This window comes from Cupriavidus sp. GW821-FHT07C08, assembly GCF_059419025.1.
In genome coordinates, this window is record NZ_JBWKQZ010000006.1 from 144,415 (window position 1) to 164,203 (window position 19,789).

Annotated in this window: 18 protein-coding genes; 4 read left to right on the forward strand and 14 right to left on the reverse strand. The window is 69.5% G+C overall.

Features of this window, described 5'->3' with window-relative positions:
* Nucleotides 1-74: 74 nt before the first annotated feature.
* The 9 genes from AC07UK_RS10350 to AC07UK_RS10390 all read right to left on the reverse strand — a co-directional run bounded on the left by AC07UK_RS10350 (nucleotide 75) and on the right by AC07UK_RS10390 (nucleotide 10,587).
* The gene (locus AC07UK_RS10350) at nucleotides 75-539 is read right to left on the reverse strand and encodes a nuclear transport factor 2 family protein (RefSeq protein ID WP_436223974.1); all 465 of its coding nucleotides are present in this window, start codon (nucleotides 537-539) and stop codon (nucleotides 75-77) included.
* Nucleotides 539-2,179, reverse strand: a complete 1,641-nt coding sequence (locus AC07UK_RS10355; RefSeq protein ID WP_436223975.1) for a FadD3 family acyl-CoA ligase — start codon at nucleotides 2,177-2,179, stop codon at nucleotides 539-541. The genes AC07UK_RS10350 and AC07UK_RS10355 overlap by 1 nt, the downstream gene beginning before the upstream one ends.
* A 1-nt stretch (nucleotide 2,180) precedes the next feature.
* On the reverse strand, nucleotides 2,181-3,248 hold the full coding sequence (locus AC07UK_RS10360; protein WP_494685654.1) for a 2Fe-2S iron-sulfur cluster-binding protein: 1,068 nt from the start codon (nucleotides 3,246-3,248) through the stop codon (nucleotides 2,181-2,183).
* A gap of 28 nt (nucleotides 3,249-3,276) precedes the next feature.
* Nucleotides 3,277-4,041 (reverse strand): SDR family oxidoreductase, encoded by a 765-nt coding sequence (locus AC07UK_RS10365; RefSeq protein ID WP_010813994.1) that lies wholly within the window; start codon nucleotides 4,039-4,041, stop codon nucleotides 3,277-3,279.
* Nucleotides 4,025-5,731: an FAD-binding protein gene (locus AC07UK_RS10370; RefSeq protein WP_436223977.1), complete on the reverse strand. Its 1,707-nt coding sequence runs from the start codon at nucleotides 5,729-5,731 to the stop codon at nucleotides 4,025-4,027. The genes AC07UK_RS10365 and AC07UK_RS10370 overlap by 17 nt, the downstream gene beginning before the upstream one ends.
* 19 nt (nucleotides 5,732-5,750) lie before the next feature.
* Entirely contained in the window at nucleotides 5,751-6,275 is a 525-nt protein-coding gene (locus AC07UK_RS10375) for a flavin reductase family protein (protein ID WP_436223978.1), read from the reverse strand.
* Nucleotides 6,272-8,026: an FAD-dependent oxidoreductase gene (locus AC07UK_RS10380; protein WP_436223979.1), complete on the reverse strand. Its 1,755-nt coding sequence runs from the start codon at nucleotides 8,024-8,026 to the stop codon at nucleotides 6,272-6,274. The genes AC07UK_RS10375 and AC07UK_RS10380 overlap by 4 nt, the downstream gene beginning before the upstream one ends.
* Nucleotides 8,027-8,052: 26 nt before the next feature.
* Nucleotides 8,053-9,246 carry an acyl-CoA dehydrogenase family protein gene (locus AC07UK_RS10385; RefSeq protein WP_436223980.1) on the reverse strand — a complete coding sequence of 398 codons (1,194 nt, stop codon included), beginning with the start codon at nucleotides 9,244-9,246 and terminating at the stop codon, nucleotides 8,053-8,055.
* A gap of 189 nt (nucleotides 9,247-9,435) precedes the next feature.
* Entirely contained in the window at nucleotides 9,436-10,587 is a 1,152-nt protein-coding gene (locus tag AC07UK_RS10390) for an LLM class flavin-dependent oxidoreductase (protein WP_035826676.1), read from the reverse strand.
* 211 nt (nucleotides 10,588-10,798) lie between these two features.
* Here AC07UK_RS10390 and AC07UK_RS10395 point away from each other — a divergent pair, with 211 nt between their 5' ends.
* A complete protein-coding gene (locus AC07UK_RS10395; RefSeq protein ID WP_436223981.1) occupies nucleotides 10,799-11,143 on the forward strand; it encodes a VOC family protein in 345 nt (114 codons plus the stop codon).
* Nucleotides 11,144-11,158: 15 nt separating this feature from the next.
* On the opposite strand, the gene AC07UK_RS10400 is transcribed toward AC07UK_RS10395, so the two are convergent.
* Nucleotides 11,159-12,343, reverse strand: coding sequence for a helix-turn-helix transcriptional regulator (locus AC07UK_RS10400; RefSeq protein WP_436223982.1), 1,185 nt, complete (start codon nucleotides 12,341-12,343; stop codon nucleotides 11,159-11,161).
* A gap of 398 nt (nucleotides 12,344-12,741) precedes the next feature.
* On the opposite strand from AC07UK_RS10400, the gene AC07UK_RS10405 reads away from it, so the two are divergent.
* From AC07UK_RS10405 to AC07UK_RS10415, 3 genes are read left to right on the forward strand one after another with little or no spacing between them, the layout of a single operon-like run.
* Nucleotides 12,742-13,551 (forward strand): SDR family NAD(P)-dependent oxidoreductase, encoded by an 810-nt coding sequence (locus AC07UK_RS10405; RefSeq protein WP_436223983.1) that lies wholly within the window; start codon nucleotides 12,742-12,744, stop codon nucleotides 13,549-13,551.
* 33 nt (nucleotides 13,552-13,584) lie between these two features.
* The gene (gene lipP1 / locus AC07UK_RS10410; RefSeq protein WP_436223984.1) at nucleotides 13,585-14,541 is read left to right on the forward strand and encodes a LipP1 family hormone-sensitive lipase; all 957 of its coding nucleotides are present in this window, start codon (nucleotides 13,585-13,587) and stop codon (nucleotides 14,539-14,541) included.
* On the forward strand, nucleotides 14,538-15,638 hold the full coding sequence (locus tag AC07UK_RS10415) for a 3,4-dihydroxy-2-butanone-4-phosphate synthase (protein WP_436223985.1): 1,101 nt from the start codon (nucleotides 14,538-14,540) through the stop codon (nucleotides 15,636-15,638). The genes lipP1 and AC07UK_RS10415 overlap by 4 nt, the downstream gene beginning before the upstream one ends.
* 4 nt (nucleotides 15,639-15,642) lie before the next feature.
* On the opposite strand, the gene AC07UK_RS10420 is transcribed toward AC07UK_RS10415, so the two are convergent.
* Genes AC07UK_RS10420 through AC07UK_RS10435 form a run of 4 tightly spaced genes read right to left on the reverse strand, consistent with a single transcriptional unit; the run spans nucleotide 15,643 to nucleotide 19,765 of the window.
* Nucleotides 15,643-16,608: an acetyltransferase gene (locus tag AC07UK_RS10420; protein ID WP_436223986.1), complete on the reverse strand. Its 966-nt coding sequence runs from the start codon at nucleotides 16,606-16,608 to the stop codon at nucleotides 15,643-15,645.
* A gap of 23 nt (nucleotides 16,609-16,631) precedes the next feature.
* Complete coding sequence (locus AC07UK_RS10425; RefSeq protein ID WP_436223987.1) at nucleotides 16,632-17,423, reverse strand: SDR family oxidoreductase; 792 nt, start codon at nucleotides 17,421-17,423, stop codon at nucleotides 16,632-16,634.
* 33 nt (nucleotides 17,424-17,456) lie between these two features.
* On the reverse strand, nucleotides 17,457-18,650 hold the full coding sequence (locus AC07UK_RS10430) for a sulfotransferase family protein (protein ID WP_494685655.1): 1,194 nt from the start codon (nucleotides 18,648-18,650) through the stop codon (nucleotides 17,457-17,459).
* Nucleotides 18,647-19,765: a DUF1214 domain-containing protein gene (locus AC07UK_RS10435; protein WP_436223989.1), complete on the reverse strand. Its 1,119-nt coding sequence runs from the start codon at nucleotides 19,763-19,765 to the stop codon at nucleotides 18,647-18,649. The genes AC07UK_RS10430 and AC07UK_RS10435 overlap by 4 nt, the downstream gene beginning before the upstream one ends.
* Between the last annotated feature and the right edge of the window lie 24 nt (nucleotides 19,766-19,789).

Here is a 19,789-nt window from a genome sequence, read left to right on the forward strand (position 1 = left end):
GGAACTTGCTACCACCGCTCGCATACGCTCCCCTCTCCCGCAAGCGGGAGAGGGGAGCAAACAAGCGCGGCCTCCTACCCTCCCTGCGACAACAAGCCCGTCGTGAACACCGTCGAACGGATCAGCCACGCACCATCGATCCGCAAATACTCATCCGCATAACGTCCCGTTAGAAAGGTACGCGAACCACTGGCATCATCCAGCGCCAGGTAAGCCAGGTCCCAGCTACCGTGCGCCGTGTTGTCATCCAGCACACGGATATCCCCCTGCCCCGCAAAATGCATCTCCCGCAGCGTTGGCCGGCACGCCAGCTCCGCAAAGCACTGCACCAGCGCCTCGCGCCCGGCAAAGCTGCCGATCCGGTCATAGTGGATATGCGCGTTGTCCCGCACGAAGCAGGCGCGCATCGCGTCGGGATCCTTGTCATCGCAAGCGCGCAGGTAGCGCAGCTTGAGCGCGCGGATCGCCTCCGCGGCTTCCAGCCGCGCGACGCGGTCGGCAATGGCGGCGATGTCGGTCATGATCGGTTCCCTTTTCATCAGGCTTCGCGCAACTGGTACTTCAGCACCTTGCCTGCCGCGCTGACCGGCAGCGACGTCACGAACAGCACTTCGCGCGGCACCTTGTAGTTGGCCATGTGCCGGCGCGCCCAGGCGATCAGGGTTTCGGCGTCCACGCGCGCGCCGTGGCGCAGCACCACGTAGGCACGCCCCACTTCGCCCAGCCGCTCGTGCGGCATGCCCACCACCGCCACCTGGCCCACGGCCGGATGCGCCACCAGCAGCTTCTCCACCTCCGCCGGGTAGCAATTGAAACCGCCCACGATAAACATGTCCTTGATGCGGTCGGTGATGCGCAGGTAGCCGCGCGCATCGAGCGTGCCGACATCGCCGGTATGCAGCCAGCCCTCGCTGTCGATGGCTTCGGCGGTGGCTTCGGGCAGGCCGAAGTAGCCCTGCATCACGTTGTAGCCCCGCACCAGCACCTCGCCCGGCTCGCCGGTGGCGACGGGCTGCCCCTGCCCGTCGATGCAGCGGATCTCGATGCCCGGCATGGCGCGGCCGGAGGTGGCGGCGACGGTTTCGGCGTCGTCGCCGGCGCGGGTCAGCGTGGCAAAGCCGCACGACTCGGTCAGGCCGTAGCCGGTGATGATGGTGTCGAAGCCCAGTTCGTCGCGCATGCGCTGGATCAGCGCGGGCGCGATCGCCGAGGCGCCGGTCACCGCGACGCGCAGCGACGACAGGTCGAACTCACGCAGGCGCGGCGCGTTGAGCAGGGTCTGGTAGAGCGTCGGCGGCCCGGGCAGCACCGTGATGCGTTCGTTCTCCACGCGCGTCATCACGGCCTCGGCGTCGAACACCAGGTGGGGCAGCACCGTGGCCCCGCGCGACAGCGCGGCGAGCCATCCGGCCTTGTAGCCGAAGGTATGGAAGAACGGATTGACGATCAGGTAGCGGTCGCCCGGCCGCACCCCGGTGATGGCGGCCCAGCCGTCGACGGCGCGCAGGTTCTGCGCGTGGGCGGTCATCACGCCCTTGGGGCGCCCGGTGGTGCCCGAGGTGAACATGATGTCCATCAGCGTGTCGCCGCGAACGCCTTCCTCGCGCTTGGCGAACGCCGCCATGTCCGCCTGTGGCGCCAGCGCGAGGAAGGCTTCCCATGCCAGCTCGTCGGGGCCGGGCGTCCGGCCCTGCCCGGGGCGCAGGATCACCAGCCGCTCCAGCGTGGCGGGGCGGTGCGGCGCCAGCATCTGCGGATAGCTTTCGCCGAGGAAACCGTCGACGCAGAACAGCAGGCGCGCGCCGCTGTCGGCCAGCACGGCACCGGCCTCGGCCCCCTTCATGCGCGTGTTGAGCGGCACCAGCGCCGCGCCTATGCTGTGCGTGGCCAGCGCCGCGATGATCCATTCGGAGAAGTTCGGCGCCCAGACGGCAACGCGGTCGCCGGGCTCCACGCCCAGCGCCATCAGCGCCCGGGCCGCCTGTATCCGGCTCGCGTCCAGCGCGGCGTAGGTGAGGCGCAGCCCGTCTTCCTGGATGGCAATGCGCTCGCCGTGGCGCCTGGCCGCGCGCCGCACCAGCTCGGGAATGGTCGCGGCAATGTCGTCGTTGGCGGCGGCGAGGTCGAGGTCGAGGCCGGCTGGTGCCGCAATGGCGTCGATGATGTCAGATGGGGTCATGTCAATCCGGGAACTTCAGGTGGATTTCGGCGCTGGACGGGCGGGCCTGGCAAGCCAGGGTCCAGCCCGCCTCCAGGTCGGCGCGGTCGAGCACATGGTTCTCGCCGAGCGTCACGTCGCCCTGCGTCACCTGGCACATGCAGGCGCCGCACAGCCCGGCGCGGCAGGAATTGGGCGCGGCCACGCCGGCGCGTTGCAGGGCGTCGAGCACGGTTTCGTCCGGCGCCACGCTGACGTGGTGGGTCTCGCCGTCGAGCTGTACGGTCAGTGCGGCGCCGCGCATCGCGGGCGCGTGCGATGCCGGGGTGGTGTCTCCCGCGCTGGCGGCCCCGCTTGCCGGTGCCTTGGCCGCCGGCACATCGGGCAAGGACACGAAGCGCTCCACATGCAGTTGCCCGCGCGGCACCCCCAGTGCCTGCAACGCGGCCTGGGCGCCGTCCATGAACGGGCCGGGCCCGCACACAAAGCATTGCGCCATGCTCCACGGCCGCACCAGTTCCTCGATCTGGCGCTGCGTCGGCGGCCCCTGCACGCTGTCCAACCAGTGGATCACGCGCAGCCGGCCGGGGTGGTTGCGCGCCAGTTCCGCAAGCGCCTCGCGGAAGATGATGGAGCGTTCGTCGCGGTTGGCATAGACCAGCGTGACCGCGCCGCGCCCGTGGCGCAGCGCCGCCTTGGCGATCGACAGCACCGGGGTGATGCCGCTGCCGCCGGCCAGCAGCAGGAAATCGCCGTGCAGCGCAGGCGGGGTGAACACGCCGGCGGGCGGCATCACCTCGACCGTATCGCCCGCGCCCAGGTGGTCGCAGATCCAGTTGGACACGCGCCCGCTCTGCACGCGCTTGATCGTCACGCGCAAGGCGTTGTCCACCTCAGGCGTGCTCGACAGCGAATAGCAGCGCTGCAGCGGCACGCCGTCCACGGGCACGCGCAGGGTCAGGAACTGCCCGGGACGGTAGGCAAACGCATCGCGCAGGCCGTCCGGCAGCGCGAATACCAGCGAATGCGCCTGGTCCGTTTCCGTGACGACTTCGGCAATCTGCAGCCGGTGGAATTGCACTGGCGCCATGATGTCCTTCTATTGCTTGAGGGCGGGGTCAGGCCACGCCCATGATGGTCTGCGCGTTGTCGATGCGCAGTTCCGCACCGTTGATGAAGCGCGATTCGTCGGAGGCCAGGAACAGCACCAGGTTGGCCACGTCGCGCGGATGGCACATGCGCTGCATCGGCTCGGCGCCACCCACCTCCTCCGGCAGGGCCGTGGCACCGCCCGGCAGGAAGGCCGCGGTCATCGGCGTGAGGATGCCGTCCGGGTGGATCGAGTTGCAGCGGATCCGGTAGCCGCTCTGCTTGCAGTGCCCCGCTACGGCGCGCGTGAGCGCGGCCACCGCGCCCTTGCTCGCGCTGTAGGCGCAGAACGCGCCCATGCCGCCCAGCGCCGCCACCGACGACATATTGACGATGCTGCCGCCGCCCGCCTTCATCGCGGCCACGCCGTACTTGCAGCCAAGGAAGTAGCCGTCGGCATTGATGCGCATCACGCGCTGCCATTGCTCCAGCGTGGCGTCCTCGACCGAACCCAGCAACAGGATGGCGGCATTGTTGACCAGCACGCTGGGCGCGCCGAATTGCTTTTCGGTGCGCGCCATCACCTGCTGCCAGCCGGCTTCGCTGGCGATGTCATGCGGCACGAACAGCGCGGTTTCGCCGATCTCGCGCGCCAGCGCATGGCCCGCTTCCTCGTTGAGGTCGGTCAGCACCACGCGCGCGCCTTCGCGCGCCAGCAGCAGTGCGTCTTCCTTGCCGACGCCGCTGGCGGCCCCGGTGACGATGGCGATCTTTCCTTCAGTACGTTGGCTCATGGGTGGTCTCCTCGTTGGTGTGTGCCTGCCGGTTGCCGGCAGGCTGTCGTGTCAGGTGGCGGCCCGCGTTGCGCCCCGACCAGATGCAGTCGGCAAGCGACAGGCCGCTTACGTAATGGTTGGATGCGATGCCAACGGCAGTGCGGCCAACGGCGTAGAGCCCTGCAATGGGCGCCCCGCCAGCGGCAGCCAGTACACGGCCGCTGGACTCTTCCACCGACAAGCCGCCCAGCGTGATGGCCGGACACGGAAAGACGCGGCTGTTGGCCGAGATGTCGATGGCAAGCCACGGCCCGGTTTCGAGCGACGCGCACATCGGCGCCGACTTGCCGGCCGGATCGGGGATCTCGCCGCGGGCCGCGGCATTATAGGCATCGACGGTCGCCCGCAGCGCAGCCCCGGGCATGCCCAGCTTGCCGGCAAGCGCTTCGAGGCTGGCGGCGCGCCGCGCCCCCGCCAGCATCAGCAGCGCCGCGGGCAAGGCCTGGAAGGCCCACAGCCGGCCGCCCAGGCATTCGCGCAGGGCGGCGCGCGCCAGTTCGCGGTTCAGGACCAGCCAGGCCCGCCCGCCGTGCCGTTCGCAGATGGCGTGGCCAAGGGTGGCGCCGTAGGTTTCCTCGTTGCCGATGCGCGCACCCTGCGCATCGACCACGCAGCCGCGCGCCCAGTCGAACGGCGGATTGATGAAGCGCCATGCCGAGACCCGCTCCAGGTGCCGCGTGGCCGCGCCCGCCGACTCGCCGAGGCGGATGCCGCTGCCGTCGCAGCCGGTCGCGCCAAGGCGCCAGGTCTGCAGGTACTTGCCGGCGTGGCGCGCGACCATGGCGCGGTTGAAGATAAAGCCCCCGGTGGCCAGCACCACCGCGCCGGTGCGCACCGCGACCGGGCGCGCATGGCGCAGTTCCAGTTGCAGCACGCGCTCGCGCAGCAGGTCGGCCAGCGCAGGCGCTGCGTTGTGCAGGCGCTCGGCCAGGCGCGCCAGGCGGGCGTGGCGCTTCTGGTGGCGTCCCGGCGGCAGCTGCCACAGCTCGATGCCGACGACCGCGCCATCCTGGTCGAGAATCAGCCGCCGTGCCGCGGTCTGGCGCATTACCGTCACCTCCGGCCGGGCCTGCACGGCGGCGCGCAGCACGCCGTACAGCGTGCGGCCGGACATGCCGGGGCCTTTCACGCGGTGACCGCGCGGCGCGGGCGCGGCATGCTGCGCATACGCGGCGACCGCTTCGTTGCCGGAGTAGTAGAGGTAGTAGGGCTGCGCCGGATACGAGGTCTTGCGCGGCGGCACGGTGGCGGCAAAGCGCACGCCCAGGCCTTCCAGCCAGCCGATCATCTCGCGGCTGCGCTGGCAGAACGCCTGCAGCGTGGCATCGCTGACGACCCCGCCGGTCTCCTGGCGCAGGTAGTCCGCCATCGCCTGCGGTGTATCGGCATAGCCCGCGGCGGACTGGTAGGGCGTGCCGCCGCCGGCGTAGACCACCCCGCCGCTCTTGGCGCTGGCGCCCCCGCCTTCGAAGCGTTCCGCAACGATCACGCGCGCGCCGCCATGCGCGGCTTCGAGCGCGGCGCAGGCCCCGGCAGCGCCGAAGCCCACCACCACGGCATCGCAGGCGGCCTGCCACGGGTATGCGTCCGGATCGTCCAGGCGCAGCGGCGCGTGGACCGGCGTGGCGGAATCGGGCGGAGGGTACATGCTGGCTTGCGCTCCCGGCTTAGGCCGAACACAGTGCGCCAAGCGGCGCGGACGTGGTATAGGTACCGTCGACATAGACCAGCGGCGACACCTCGCCAGCCAGCTTTACCTCGCGCAGGCGCCCGATGAAGACCGCGTGCGTGCCGTAGTCGAAGCGGCCATCCTGCTGGCACACCAGGTTCGCCTGCGCGTCGCGCAGGCACGGCACGCCGAGCAGGTCATCCTCCCACTCGCCACTGGTGAAGCGTTCCTCGCCTTTGAGCCGGCCGCTGCAGTCCACCGCGATATCGCGGTGGTCGGCTGCCAGCAGGTTGATGCAGAAGTCCGCACCGGCATCCAGCGGCGGGTAGATCGAAGAATTGCGGTTGATGCAGATCAGCAGCGAAGGCGGGTCCGCGGACAGCGAATCGACCGCGGTCACGGACATCGAATAGCGGCGCTCGCCATGGCGGCAGCTGATCACCGCCACCGAGCGCGCCATGCGGCGCATCGCCATCAGCATGTCTTCGCGCAGCGCAGTGCTGGGTTCGAGGTTGGCGCTCATAAGGCCTCCTGTACGGTTTGAGCATGGGGCGCGGCGGCAGGCTGGCGCGCGTTCTGCGAGAGCACGTCGGCAGCAATAAAGCCGAAGGTCATGGCCGGGCCCAGTGTCGAGCCCGCGCCGGGATAGCTGGTGCCCATCATCGAGGCACTGGTATTGCCGATGGCGAACAGCCCGGCAATGGCGGTGCCGTCGTCGCGCAGCACGCGCGCGCTGGCGTCCGTCACCAGGCCGCCCTTGGTGCCGATGTCGCCGGCATCGAGCCGCACGGCGTAGAACGGCGCCTTGCCGATTGGCGCCAGGCACGGGTTGGGCTGCACTGCCGGGTCGCTGTAGTAGGTATCGAACAGGTTGTCGCCCTTGCCGAACTCCTCGTCCACGCCGGTGGACGCGTAGCGGTTCATGCGGGCCACGCTGTCGGCCAGGCCGCCGGCATCGACACCGATCTGCTGCGCCAGCTGCGCCAGCGAGTCAGCGCGCACCAGGATGCCGGCGAGGCTCGCCGGAATGCTGCGGTCCGGCATGACCGAGCCGGGCAGGATCGGCCCGCACGGGTATTTGTGGCGGAAGGTGGCGTCGAACACCATCCACGCCGGCACGCTGCTGCCGGTCTTCTCGTGGTCGCGGTACATGGCGGGTACGAACTCGGAATACGGCGCGGCCTCGTTGACGAAGCGCCGGCCCTGCCCGTTCACCACCAGGCAGCCGGGCATGGCGCGCTCGATAAAGAGCGCGCGCTGCTTTTCCTCGCCCCGCACATGCACGGTGGGTGCGCCCCAGACGTGGGACATCAGCGCCACGCCGGCGCCGGCGGCCTGGGCGGCACGGATGCCGTCGCCGGTGTTGTTGGGCGGGGTCGCGCTCCAGGCGGCCTGGGTCGGTTGCGGCAGGTACTGTTCGCGCATGGCCTGGTTGCGCTCGAAGCCACCGGCGGCCAGGATCACGCCGCGCAGCGCGCGGATCTCCACCACGCGCCCGTCCTGCACCGCGCGCACGCCGCGGACGGTGCCGTCCTCGACAATCAGGTCCTGCAGCGCGGTGTCAAGCCACAGCGGGATCGCGCGGTCCATCATGGCCCGCCGCAGGCCGCCGGCCAGGCTGTTGCCGAGCGTGAGCCGGCGGTCGCGCCGGGTCTTGCGGCGCCAGCCCAGGTCGAGCCAGTAGCGGGCAAACTGGCGCACCGCCAGGCCCAGCCAGCCGGGCGCGCGGCACAGCAGCGCATGGGCCTCGGCCGAGGTCACGGCCACGCGCCCGCCCACCAGCGTGCCTGGCGACGGCGGCCGCAGCCGCGCGAATTCCTCGCGCAGCTGCGCGCCGTCGAACGGCATCGGGTCGAGCGCGCGGTAACCCGGCATCGCGCCCGGAACCTTCTGGAAGTAGTCCGCGTAGCGCGGCAGCGTGTAGTAGCGCACGCCGGCCTGCTGCTCCAGGTACTGGAGCATGCGGGGCGCCTGCTCAAGATAGGCGCGCACGCGCTGCGGATCGCCGTGCTCGCCGGCGCACGCCAGGATGTATTCCAGCGCCGTGGCGTAGTCGTCGCGCCCGCCTGCCGGCACGATATGGTGGTTGAGCGGAATCCAGATGCCGCCGCCGGACACCGCCGAGGTGCCGCCGTACTGGCTGCTCTTTTCCAGCACCACCACCGACAGTCCGCGGTCCGCGGCGCGGCAGGCGGCCAGCATGCCGCCGGCGCCCGAGCCGACCACCACCACGTCAAACTCGCTGGGCTGCATGCGCGCTCTGCTCTGGCTCATATTGGGTCTCCGTGCCGGCGCGCGGCTCAGATGAAGAAGTCAGTGTTGGCGCGGCCCATCATCACGCCGCCCAGGTTCTGGCCGAAGCGGTCCAGGTTGTTGGCGTAGTGGGCGCGGGCCGCATGCAGGTCGAGGAAACGGCGCACCATCGGGTTGCTGCGGTAGATGCCATTGCCGCCGGCATAGCGCAGCAGGCCGTTGGCCAGCTGCGCACAGCGCTCGGCCACTTGCGCGGACTGGTAGCGGAAATGCAGGCGGCGCGGGGTCTGCACCTGGCCGCCTTCACGCGCAACGGCCAGCAGCTCGTCGAAATTGCGCTCAAGGATGGTCCGCATCTCGTCGATGGCAACCTGCGCGTTGGCGCAAGCCATCTGCGCGCCGCCGTCTTCCGCGGTCTTGCCGCCACCGTTGCTGCTGACGCGGCCGTCGGCATAGGCGACAAAGTCATCGAGCGTGCCTTCCAGCGCCCCGATGCAGGCGGTGCACACCGCGCGCACGAAGATCTGCGCGAACGGCAGCCGGTACAGCGGCGCGTCAGTGACCGCCAGCCCCGGGCTGGTGCCCATGGCGCCATCGACGGCGCGGTGGGTGCGGTAATCGGGCACGAACACGTCTTCGACCACGATATCGTGGCTGCCGGTCGCGCGCAGGCCCAGCACATCCCAGTTGCGCACGATCTTGTAGTCGGAGCGCGGCAGCAGGAAGGTGCGGTAGTCATAGGCGCCGCCCGGCTCGGCTGGCGGCACCAGCCCGCCCAGGAAGATCCAGTCGCACAGTTCGCTGCCGCTGGAGAACTTCCAGTGGCCTGAGAAGCGATAGCCGCCTTCCACCGGCGTGACCTTGCCCACCGGCATATAGGTCGAGGCGATCAGCGTGGCAGGGTTGCTGCCCCACACTTCCTGCTGCGCGCGCTCGTCGAACAGCGCCAGCTGCCAGTTGTGCACGCCGACCACGCCATAGACCCAGGCGGTCGACATGCAGCCCTTGGCCAGCGCCATCTGGATGCGGAAGAAGGTCTGCGGATCGAGCTCGTAGCCGCCGTGGCGGCGGGGCTGCAGCACCTTGAAGAAGCCCGCGGCCTGCATGTCGGCAATGGTCTCGGCGGGAATGCGCGCTTCGGCCTCGGCCTGAGCGGCGCGCCCGGCCAGCACCGGAATCATCTGCTCGGCACGCGCGATCAGCCGTGCCGCCAGTTCCTTGGGATTGTTGTCGTGATGCACCGCGGTCTCCTTGTTGCTTGGTCTTGTAGCTGGCCTTGATGTTTGCACCGGTGGGGCGGGGTGCCATCGTCTGTTGGGACTAGCTATGTCGCGATTTGGTGAGTGGGACTTCGTGGATGCGCTGGCCCTCTCCCCCGGCCCCTCTCCCGCAAGCGGGAGAGGGGAGCAAACACGCGGGGAAGCAGACGCTCAAGCCAGCGCGCGCAGCTTCCGTCCCTGCTTGCGGAAGTGCGGGATCACGTGCTCGCCGATATTGCGGATGGTTTCCAGCTGCGCCCACTGCGGCACCGTGCCCATCTGGCAGATGAACAGGATCTCGTCGGCGCCGGAATCGATCAGGCGCTGCACGTAGCCGATGCAGTCCTCGACGGTGCCGTAGGCATGGTTGGGGTTGAGCATCATCATCGACGGGTCGCTGAAATCCACCGAGACCTTCTCGGAGGCGAACTTCGTGTTGATGACGGCCTTGCCCTGCGCGTCCGTGGCGGTGACATGCTCGTCGTCCCAGGTGGACGGGTCGGGCCGCTCGCCGCCGGCATACCAGTACGACAGCGACTCCATGAAATAGCGCTGGCCCTTGATGCCGATCTTGCGCGCGGCCAGGCCGTCTTCCAGCACGATGGTCGGGCACAGCGCGGCCAGGTGCTGGTGCGGGCGGAAGCCCACCTGGTCCTCCGGCTTGCGGGTCTCCCACGCGGCACGGTAGATCTCGTTCTTTTTGGCGACATCCTCGGGGCCGCCAAAGCCGAGCACCAGCGCGCCCATGCCGCGCGCACCGGCGCGCTGCAGGGTGTCGGCATTGGTGCAGGCCAGGTACATCAGCGGGTGCGGGTCCTGGCGCGGCTTGGGGTGGATCGGGCGGCGCGGGATCTTGATGAACTCGCCGTCGTGCTCGATCTCGTCCTGCGTCATGATCTTCGGGATCAGGTACATCGATTCGTCGATCATCGGGTGCAGGCTGTTCAGATCGTAGCCGAAGGTGCCGGCCTCCTGCTGGGTGCCGCCCTTGCCCACGCCGAAGTGCACGCGGCCGCCGGACAGGATGTCCAGCGTGGCGATGCGCTCGGCCACCTTGACCGGATGGTTCATCGCCGGCGGCAGGCACACCACGCCGTGGCCGATGCCGATGCGCTGCGTGCGCCCGGCGACGAAGGCCAGGAAGGTTTCCGGCGCGCTCATGTGCGCATAGTTGGTCAGTGCGGTGTGCTCGACCGCCCAGACCACGTCAAAGCCCATGTCCTCGGCCAGCACCACCTGTTCCATGATTTCATCGAACACCTTGTGGTCGCCGGCACGCGAGGCATCGACGGTCTGGGCTTCATAGATCAGTGAAAAACGCATTGCAGTCCCCTTCTCTGGCATTGATGGTTCAGGACCGCCGCCGGGGCGCCGCCGGTTGCCGCGCCACCGGCCCGAAGCGGCCTGTGTGATCGCAGTGTGGTCGGCGCAAGGCGTTGCAACATCGTCTGATTGGATTATGAGCAGGACATGGAGCATCCCTATCATTGGCCACGGGCATCACGCCCGCTTTCACCAGGAGGATCAGGACATCATGCAAGCCAGGCTGCTGCTTTACCCCGTCGCGGACATCGACACCGCGCTGCCGTTCTTCACGGAAGGACTCGGACTACCCGTGAAGTTCCGCGACGGAAACCGCTATTGCGCGCTCGACGCGGGCGCGCTGACGCTGGCGCTGGTGGCCGGCGAGGAACGCCTGGTGGACCAGCCCGCGCTGGCCTTCAAGGTGGATGAGGGTGACGATATCGCCGCGGCGATGGCGCGGCTGGTGGGCGCCGGTGCCAGCGTGACGCTGCCCGCGGCGCGGGGGCCGCATGAGACGCGCGCGGTGCTGGAAACGCCGGAAGGCTTTGCGCTGGTGCTCAGCGCAAAGCCTTGACGTGCGTTACGTGGCTTAGCCCAGCGAAATCACGCTGCTCAGCAGCATGCGCACCAGCGTGGCCTGCCGGGTCACGCCGGTCTTGGAGAAGATCGCGCGCAGGTGCGCGCGCGCCGTGTTCTTGCTGATGCCGAGCTCGTCCGCGGCCTCATCGAGCGTGAGCCCGTTGGCCAGCTGCAGCGCCAGCTGCGTCTCCGCCGGGGTGAAGTCAAAGAGCTGGCGCACCACCTCGTGCGAGGCCTGCGAGCGCCGCTCCGGGTCGCGGATGAACACCACGCAGGCGGGGCGCTTGCGGTTGTCCTCGGACCACTCGCTGAGCGGGATGGTGCGGATCAGCACGCCCAGCCTGGCGCTGCCGGACGGGCGCGTGATCGACATCGCTTCCATCAACGCCGGCGTGGTGCCGAGGTGGCCCATCATGGCCTGGCGCAGCAGGCGCTGGAACTTGCGGTTCTCCTGGCCGTATTCCACGTCCAGCCCGCCTTTGGCAACGCGGATCCCATCCTTGGCGCCAAGGATTTCATCGGCGGCGGCATTGGTCTTGATGATGGTGCCGGACTCGTCCAGGATCACCATCCCGACCAGCATGCGGTCGATGGCGCTGGCATAGACGGTGCGCTCGGATTCGACCACGTCGATGCGCGAGTGCAGGTCCACCGCGCGCTTCAGGTGCGGCAGCAGCGCGGTGCACAGCGCCTTGTCGGCGGCGGAGAAGTCGCGGCCGTCATGCTCGCGGCACACGCGGAAGCGGCATTCGACGCCGTCATCGGTACGCAGGTCCGCGCCCAGGATATAGCGGATGCCGATGTCCTTGAGGAACTGCTGGTAGAGCTCGCTCTGGCACCAGGCGCCGGGCCCGAGATGTTCATCGATGGTCACCACCCGGTCCGACGGCAGCCCGATGAAGGGGTCGAGCGCGTAGTAGTAGTTGTTGTAGGAGGTCTCGCCCGGCAGGGTCGAGCCATGCTCGGACGCGTTGACCATCAGCCCGGGACGGTCCGTGGCCGGCGAGCGCAGGATCAGCGTGACATAGTTGGCATTGAGCTGGCGGCGGATCTGTTCCAGTGCCTTGCCCCAGGGCACCTGCTCCATCGGGCCCTGGTAGATATTGCCCAGCAATGTGCTGAACTCCGACAGCGACACCGTTGCCTGTGCGAACAGGTGTGCGGTCGCCTGGTTCTGGCTAACCTCCATCAGCATTCCTCTGTCTCCATTGTGGCGTGCTCAGCGCTTCGGACTTGCCGGGTCGGCGCTGGCCTGCTACGGGCTCTGTGGCCCTTTTTTGTGCCCTGATTATAGGGACGGCATAGGGGTCGCGGCTTGCCCCCGCCTTCATGGTTTGCCCTAGGCAAGACCGGCTACAAACGCTGGCCGGACTAGTCCTGCGGGACAGGCCAATCCTCACGCGCCGGCGGGCCGAACACATACTCCAAACAGACTAAGGACAGACCCATCCCGGCCTGTCGAGGGCAAACCCCTAGACACCATGTGACGCCGCCCTCCTACCCAAACAGACGATGCCGTGCCGCCGCGCTGCCGCTACAAGTCAGCCATGCGCGGCGATCCCCGCCGCCTTCTTTTCACGGAGAACCACGACCATGGCGGCAAACCCGCGGCAGCAGGCCGCAGTGATCACCGGAGCGGCCAGCGGCATCGGCCGCGCGCTCGCGCAGGCCCTGGCAGCGCAAGGCTACGCGCTGGCGCTGGCCGATATCGACGCCCGCGCGCTTGAAGCGGTGCGCGAGGCGCTTGCCAGGCAGGGGGCAAACGTCATCGCCGTGCCCACCGATGTCTGCGACGTGCGGCAGATCGAGCACCTGTGCGAGGAGAGTTTCCTGCGCCTGGGCCGTGTCGACCTGCTGGTCAACAACGCCGGCGTGCTCGCCACCGGCCGCTGCTGGGAGCTGCCGCCGGAGGTGTTCGACCACGTGATGCGCGTCAACCTGTGGAGCGTGCTGCACGCGCTGCGCTGCTTCGTGCCGCGCATGGCGGCGCAAGGCGCGGGCCATATCGTCAACGTGGCCTCGATGGCCGGCCTGGCCGTGGGGCCCTGGCTGGCCCCCTACACGCTGTCCAAGCAAGCGGTGGTGGCGCTCAGCGAAGGGCTCGCGCTGGAGCTGCAGGCTGCGGGCCTGCCGCTGGGCGTGTCCGTGGTCTGCCCCGGTCCGGTGGCCACCGGCATCGCGGCCGGCCTGGACGGCGGCGGACCGCAGGAGGTGGACCAGATGAACGGCGCGCTGCGCAGCGGCATTGCCGCCGGCATGACGCCGGACGCGGTCGCGCGCTACATCCTGGATGGAGTCGCGGCCGGCCGGTTCTGGATCCTTCCGCACGAGCAGGCCGTGCATGCGGCGCTGGCGCGCGCGCAAGGCATTGCCGCCGGCACCGCGCCGGCGTTCGCGCTCTGACACTGATTTCCCCACTGCCATCCAGGAGACCCCATGCCGCTCGATCCCCAGGCCCGCGCCGTGCTTGAAGCCATGGCCGCCATGCCCAGCCCCGACTTTTCCACCCTGCGCGCCGCCGACTACCGCGCCGCGCTGGCGGCCATGCCCGCGTTCGCGCCCGGCGACACCGTCGCCGCGCAGCAAGACCTGACCATCGATGGTGCCGCCGGCCCGCTGCAGGCCCGCCTGTACCGGCCCGACGACAGCACGGCGCTGCCGCTCGTGGTCTATTTCCATGGCGGCGGCTTTGTCCTCTGCGGCCTCGATTCGCACGACAACATCTGCCGCAGCCTGGCGCGCCGCAGCGGCGCGCTGGTGCTGTCGGTCGACTACCGGCTCGCGCCGGAGGCACGCTTCCCCGCTGCCGCCGACGACGCCGTCGCGGCAGTGCGCTGGGCCGCCGCGCATGCGGCGCAACTGGGCGCCGACCCGGCCCGCCTGGCCGTGGCCGGCGACAGTGCCGGCGGCAACCTTGCCGCCGTGGCCTGCCAGCAGTTGCGCGGCAGCGGCATCGCGCTGCGGCACCAGCTGCTGCTCTACCCCTACCTGGACTGCAGCGACGCCGCGGCCGCCAGCGCCAGCTACCGCGAATGCGCGCAGGGCTACTTCCTCGGCGCCGCGGAACTGGACTGGTATCGCGCCCAGTACCTGGCCAACCCGGCCGACGCCACCGATGTGCGCGCCAGCCCGCTGCACCAGCGCGAGCTGCACGGCCTGCCGCCGGCCACCATCATCACCGCGGAATACGACCCGCTGCGCGACCAGGGCGAGGCCTATGGCGAGGCCCTGCAGCGCGCGGGCGGCAGCGCCACCGTGCGCCGCTGGCCGGACCAGTTCCACGGCTTTATCAGCATGCAGGGGATGATCGATGCTGCCTGCGATGCGCTGGATGCGGCCGCGGCATCGCTGCGCCAGGCCTTCGGCAGTACCAGCCGGAAGGAGGCAGCATGAGCGCCGCCACCATCCTGCCGCCGATGGCCGACGTGCTGGCGGCGCTGGCCGCGGGCCAGCGTGTGCTGGTGATCGAAGACGAGACCGACGAGGCCACCGGCTGCGTCCTGGTTGCCGCGGAACGCGCCAGCGAGGCCGATGTCAACTTCATGGCCGCCGAGGCGCGCGGCCTGGTCTGCATGGCGATCACCGAGGCGCGCCGCGCGCTGCTGCAGCTACCGCCGATGGCCGCGAACCACCGCCAGCGCGAGCGCTACACCGTGTCGATCGAAGCGGCCACCGGCGTCAGCACCGGCATTTCCGCCGCCGACCGCGCGCTCACGCTGCGCGTGGCGGCGGCAGCGCGCCCCCAGCCGCATGACCTGGTCCAGCCCGGCCACATCTTCCCGGTGGTGGCCCAGCCCGACGGCGTGCTGCGCCGCGCGGGCTTTGCCGAGGCCTGCTCAGACCTGCCGGCCCTGGCCGGGCGCGTCGCCGCCGGCGCCTATGCGATGCTGCTCGATGACGACGGCGACCTGCTGCGCGGCTCCGCCCTGCTGGCCTTCGCGCGGCGCCACGGCCTGCCGGCGGTTTCGATCAGCGGGCTGATCCACCACCGGCTGCTGACCGAAAGCGCACTGCGCCGCACGCATTCGACGGAACTGGCTACGCCCTACGGATGCTTCACCGTGCACGCCTACCATGACGCGCCGGTCGATGCGCTCCACCTGGCGCTGGTGCTGGGTCAGCCCGATCCTGGGCAGCCGGTGCTGACACGCGTTCAGACCGTGGAAATGCAGCGCGACGTGCTGGGCTTCGGCACGCCGGCCCAGCCCGCGTGGAACCTGGAGCGTTCGCTCGCCCGCATCGGCGCCGAAGGTTGCGGGGTGCTGGTGCTGCTGGATGAACGTGAATCGCCGCAGCAGCGGCTGGACCGGCTGGCAGCGCCGGCCGCCGCCACGCCGGCGCCGGCCTTCGCGCAACGCGCGCTGGGGGTCGGGGCGCAGATCCTGCGCGATGTGGGGGCGCACAAGCTGCGCCTGCTCAGCCACCCGGTGCCGTATCGCGCCGTCACCGGCTTCGACCTGGAGGTCACCGAGTTCGTGCCGCCGTGCTGATTCGTCAGGAACGGAGACCGAAGCAATCGGCAAAGCTGCGCGTGAAGCGCTCCACTTCGGCGTCTGGCAGGTGGTTGATGCCGCCTGCCAGGCGCCGGCCGCCGCCGGTCTCGAAGCCGCGGCAGAAATCGGCCGCCCCGGTGGCGCTGTGCGCGGGCACCCGCACGCTGACGGCAAAGCCGCCGCCGGACTTCGGCGAGAGCAGGCCAATGGCGTCGCCGGGCCGCCCGCGCACCAGTTCATTGGCTAGCACGCCGATCGCGCGCCGCGCCCACGGCGCGTCAGGCAGCACCAGCAGCGCGGCGCCGGGCACTTCGTGCGCGGGCGCCAGGCAGCGCGCGCGGGCCATGTCGTCCTCATAGCCGTCGCACAGCACCGCGTAGGCCCCGCATTGCGCGGCGAACGCCAGCGGGTCGGCGAACGGCAGCATGTGCCGCGCCAGCTCGGCGGGATCGAAATGCAGGTCCGCCACGCACTCGCCATAGGCGTTGTAGTTTAGGCACGTGCCCAGCTGTTCCAGCACCGCGGTTTCGCACTCGCCCAACCCCGCCTGCGCCGCCAGCGCGCGCGCCACGCCGCCCAGGTTGTCGCCGAACGCGGCGGTGATCGCCCAGCGCCGGTGGAAACCATCCAGGTGGCGGTCGACCAGGATACTGGTGCAGACCTCCGGCCCTTCGTCGATATGCGCGCGCAGGCCGGCATGCCCGGGCAGTTCGCCGGCATGGTGGTGGTCGAAGTAGTCCACCCGCGCACCGGCCGCGAGCAGCCGCATCAGGCCATCGCGGTTCTGCTCTAGCGAGATGTCGAGCGCGGTCACGGTGTCGCCCGGCCCGGCGTCGATGCGCTCGAGCAGCCGGATATCGCGCTTGACGCCGGTGACCAGCGTGGCGTCGCCGGCATCTGCCAGGCGCAGCTGCTGCAGGGCGCACAGGCCGTCGGCATCGCCGTTGAAGGCAAAGTAGCGTGTCATGGCAGGCTTGCAGTGGTGTGGACTCAGGGCATGAAATCGCCGCCGTTGGCGTCGAGCGAAGCGCCGGTGATGGCCCTAGCGTAGTCTGACACGAGAAACAGCGCCGCGCGCGCGCAGTCGTCGTCGGTCGGCATGCGGCCCAGCGCAATCTGCGCGGCCACCGGCGCGATCACGGTATCCTCGCTCACGCCCTGTTCGGCCGCGGCGTGGCGCACATAGCCCTGCACCGGCTCGCCCCACATCCAGCCCATGAAGATGCTGTTGGCGCGGATGCCATGCGGGCCCAGTTCGCGCGCCAGGTACTTGACCGCCACTGCCAGCGCGCCCTTGGACGCCGCGTAGCCCGATTCGCCGGGCATCGGCTTGCGTGTGGCCTGGGTGTTGATCATGACAATGGCGCCGCCGCCCTGCGGCTTCATCAGCGCCGCCACCTCCTGCGTCAGCGTCATGGTGCCGAACACGTTGGTGTCGAACACCTGGCGCCAGACATCCAGGTCGGCCGCTTCCACCGGCTCGGGAAACTTGCCGTGCTGGAAGGCGCTGTTGACCAGCGCGTCGATGCGGCCGAAGCGGCGCATGGTCTCGCCGGCCAGGTGCCGGGACTGGGCCCGGTCGGTGATGTCGGTCGCCACCTTGAGCACTTCGCAGTCGGCCCCCAGTGCATCGATGCGGGCCTGGGCGTCGTCCAGCTTCGCCGCGGTGCGCGCGGCGATGGCAACGGCGCGGGCGCCTTCGCGCGCCGCCTCCACTGCCAGCTTGACGCCCAGCCCGGGACCGATGCCCGACACGATGACGATCTTGTCCTTCAACAGCATGGTGTTGTCTCCTGTGATGCGCAGTGCGCTGTCTTAGTTTTGCTTCAGGATGTGCCGCGCGCGGTAGCCGGCGAAATCGCGTTCCAGTTGTTCCTGGTTCAGGCCGAACTGCTCCAGCGTATAAGCGTGGGCCGCGCGCTGGTTGCGCGGGTTGCCCTCCATCCATGCCCATATGCCGGCGCGGGCGGACTCGGTCAGCGGCATGCCGGCAAAGCGGTAGACCGCCTGCGCCACGCCGAAGGGATCGCTCACCGTATCCTCGAAGCGCACGTCGAGGAAGCGATCGGCAGGCAGACTGTCGCGCACCGTCATGGCATGGGCGGTGGCGCGCTGCATCTGCCCGCTCCACTGCCGCCCCACCGTGGCGGCATCGGGCGCATCGGCGTACAGCTTCCACAGCGTATGCGCCATGCTGGCCATCGACGGAATGGTCTGCGCGGGGTCGCGATGGGTCAGCACGACCTGCGCGCCGGGGAAGACCCGGAACAGGATTTCCAGCGTATGCAGGTGCTGCGGCGTCTTCAGCACCCACCGCTGCGCCGGCGCCTCGCCGCGCTGCCGCTTCTGCCACTGCAGGAACTGCAGCATGGTCTTCAGGAAGGCATAGACCTGGGTGCGGTCCTGCCGCGCCAGCCAGTCGGTATAAGACGGCACGTTGGCGTAGGAATCCATCGCGCACAGGAAGGAATGCTCCATCAGCATGAATTCCTCATCGGCCGCCATGGCGTCGAGCGGATGGATGGCGAGGATGTCCGGGATAAAGCGGATCATCTGCGCGACTTCCTCGCGCGCCAGCCCGATGCGTCGGCCGGCGTCGCGCGCGTCCTCGCCGGGCAGCGGCGCCGGGTAGCGCGTTTCCCACCACGCCGCCGAGCAGAAGCGCGCGTCCGTGGCCAGCATGCGCTGCAGCAGCGTGGTGCCGGTGCGCGGCAGGCCGACGATCACCAGCGGATCGTTGACGCGCTCTTCCAGGATCTCGGGATGGCGGCGGCAGTAGTCCTGGATCACCAGCCGGTTCACCAGTTGCGCCTGCAGCTTGCCTTGCAGCATCTGCGCGCCCTGCGGCGAGAGCCCGGCTTCGCGAGCAAGCGAGTCGGACAGCACCTCCAGCGCCTCGCGGTAGTCGCCCGGGCCAAAGTCAGTCAGCCCGCCGGCCTGTTCGCTGGCCTGTGCCAGCAGGCGCTCCACGTCAAGCACCGTGGTGTGTTCGGATGCGATGGTGTTCATGCGTTCTCCCTGCATTCATTCCTGAGCGATTCAAGCTTGACCACGCGCGTGCGCGGATGCACCGGCTGCGCCGCCCCCACCCAGCGCCAGCACATGGTGCCGTTGTGATGGCCCGCGGTCTCCAGCCAGTTGGGCAGGCCCGGATCGCGCGCGCTGAGGATGACGGTGACGCCGCCGTTGGCATCCAGCCGGGCACCGTGCTTGTTCAGGCAGATGTCGTGGTAGCGGTAGTCGAGTGACTCCATCCAGTAGTTGTTGATCTGGAAGTTCCAGAAATCGCAGGCCGGCACCCGGTCCACCTCGACCACCAGCGCTTCGTCGTCCGCCAGCGCCCAGCAGGAGTGGTAGTAGAAGATGTTGGGATCGCCGCCGGCCGCCTGGCATACGGCCTGGTCGGCGGGCGGCAGTGCATTGATATGACCGCCATAGCCCTGGGCCCAGTCGGCGAAGATGCGCGCGGTGCCCTCGACAAAGCCCGCGGCGCGCAGCAGGCCGCCGTGCAGGCGGTCAGCGTCGAGCACGGGCGGCTTGTCGCTGCCATTGAGACGCTCGATGTGCAGTTCGGCCGGGGTCTCAGCCTTGCGGTCGAGAAAGGTCTGCCGCACCACCAACGCATTGGTGCCCGGCTCCATGTGCACCCAGTTGCCTTCGTGCTGGCGCGCGCTGAGGACGATTTCGAAACTGCCATCCGCCGCCACTGCCAGCTTGTTGCTGTCGAGAAAGCCGGTCTGGACCATGCGCCCGTCGGTTTCGTAGCCGCCCTTCTGCGTGCCGAAACTCAGGTAGGCCACGGTGCCGCGCCGGCCGCGGATCCGGTACTCGGCACTGCCGTCCAGGCGTGCGTAGCGATAGAGATTGTCCGGATTGTCCGCCCCGATCTTCGCGGTTTCGTGCGACGGCGAGAAGAAGCCGGGAAATGCCGGATCGGCAAACTCCACATGCATCTCCAGCGCAATGCGCAGCAAGCGGCTCAGGTAGCGGAAGCCCTCGGCGCGCGTGAGCGCGTCCGACGGGGCCTCCGGGCGCAGGATCTGCTGCCCGCTGCGCTTGAGCACCTCGCAAAACTCGGCCCAGGTCTGGCCGCACAGCAATTGTTCTTCGGCGGAGTTCGCCATCTGCCTGCTCCCGTGGTTCGTCGG

Excerpts from the sequence above, each read along its gene's own strand:
- AC07UK_RS10350 (WP_436223974.1), bottom strand. The coding sequence starts at position 539 with ATGAAAAGGGAACCGATCATGACCGACATCGCCGCCATTGCCGACCGC.
- AC07UK_RS10430 (WP_494685655.1), bottom strand. The coding sequence starts at position 18,650 with ATGAACACCATCGCATCCGAACACACCACGGTGCTTGACGTGGAGCGC.
- AC07UK_RS10425 (WP_436223987.1), bottom strand. The coding sequence starts at position 17,423 with ATGCTGTTGAAGGACAAGATCGTCATCGTGTCGGGCATCGGTCCCGGG.
- AC07UK_RS10395 (WP_436223981.1), top strand. The coding sequence starts at position 10,799 with ATGCAAGCCAGGCTGCTGCTTTACCCCGTCGCGGACATCGACACCGCG.
- AC07UK_RS10365 (WP_010813994.1), bottom strand. The coding sequence starts at position 4,041 with ATGAGCCAACGTACTGAAGGAAAGATCGCCATCGTCACCGGGGCCGCC.
- AC07UK_RS10400 (WP_436223982.1), bottom strand. The coding sequence starts at position 12,343 with ATGCTGATGGAGGTTAGCCAGAACCAGGCGACCGCACACCTGTTCGCA.
- AC07UK_RS10415 (WP_436223985.1), top strand. The coding sequence starts at position 14,538 with ATGAGCGCCGCCACCATCCTGCCGCCGATGGCCGACGTGCTGGCGGCG.
- AC07UK_RS10375 (WP_436223978.1), bottom strand. The coding sequence starts at position 6,275 with ATGAGCGCCAACCTCGAACCCAGCACTGCGCTGCGCGAAGACATGCTG.
- AC07UK_RS10360 (WP_494685654.1), bottom strand. The coding sequence starts at position 3,248 with ATGGCGCCAGTGCAATTCCACCGGCTGCAGATTGCCGAAGTCGTCACG.
- AC07UK_RS10435 (WP_436223989.1), bottom strand. The coding sequence starts at position 19,765 with ATGGCGAACTCCGCCGAAGAACAATTGCTGTGCGGCCAGACCTGGGCC.
- lipP1 (WP_436223984.1), top strand. The coding sequence starts at position 13,585 with ATGCCGCTCGATCCCCAGGCCCGCGCCGTGCTTGAAGCCATGGCCGCC.
- AC07UK_RS10370 (WP_436223977.1), bottom strand. The coding sequence starts at position 5,731 with ATGTACCCTCCGCCCGATTCCGCCACGCCGGTCCACGCGCCGCTGCGC.
- AC07UK_RS10420 (WP_436223986.1), bottom strand. The coding sequence starts at position 16,608 with ATGACACGCTACTTTGCCTTCAACGGCGATGCCGACGGCCTGTGCGCC.
- AC07UK_RS10380 (WP_436223979.1), bottom strand. The coding sequence starts at position 8,026 with ATGAGCCAGAGCAGAGCGCGCATGCAGCCCAGCGAGTTTGACGTGGTG.
- AC07UK_RS10390 (WP_035826676.1), bottom strand. The coding sequence starts at position 10,587 with ATGCGTTTTTCACTGATCTATGAAGCCCAGACCGTCGATGCCTCGCGT.
- AC07UK_RS10405 (WP_436223983.1), top strand. The coding sequence starts at position 12,742 with ATGGCGGCAAACCCGCGGCAGCAGGCCGCAGTGATCACCGGAGCGGCC.
- AC07UK_RS10355 (WP_436223975.1), bottom strand. The coding sequence starts at position 2,179 with ATGACCCCATCTGACATCATCGACGCCATTGCGGCACCAGCCGGCCTC.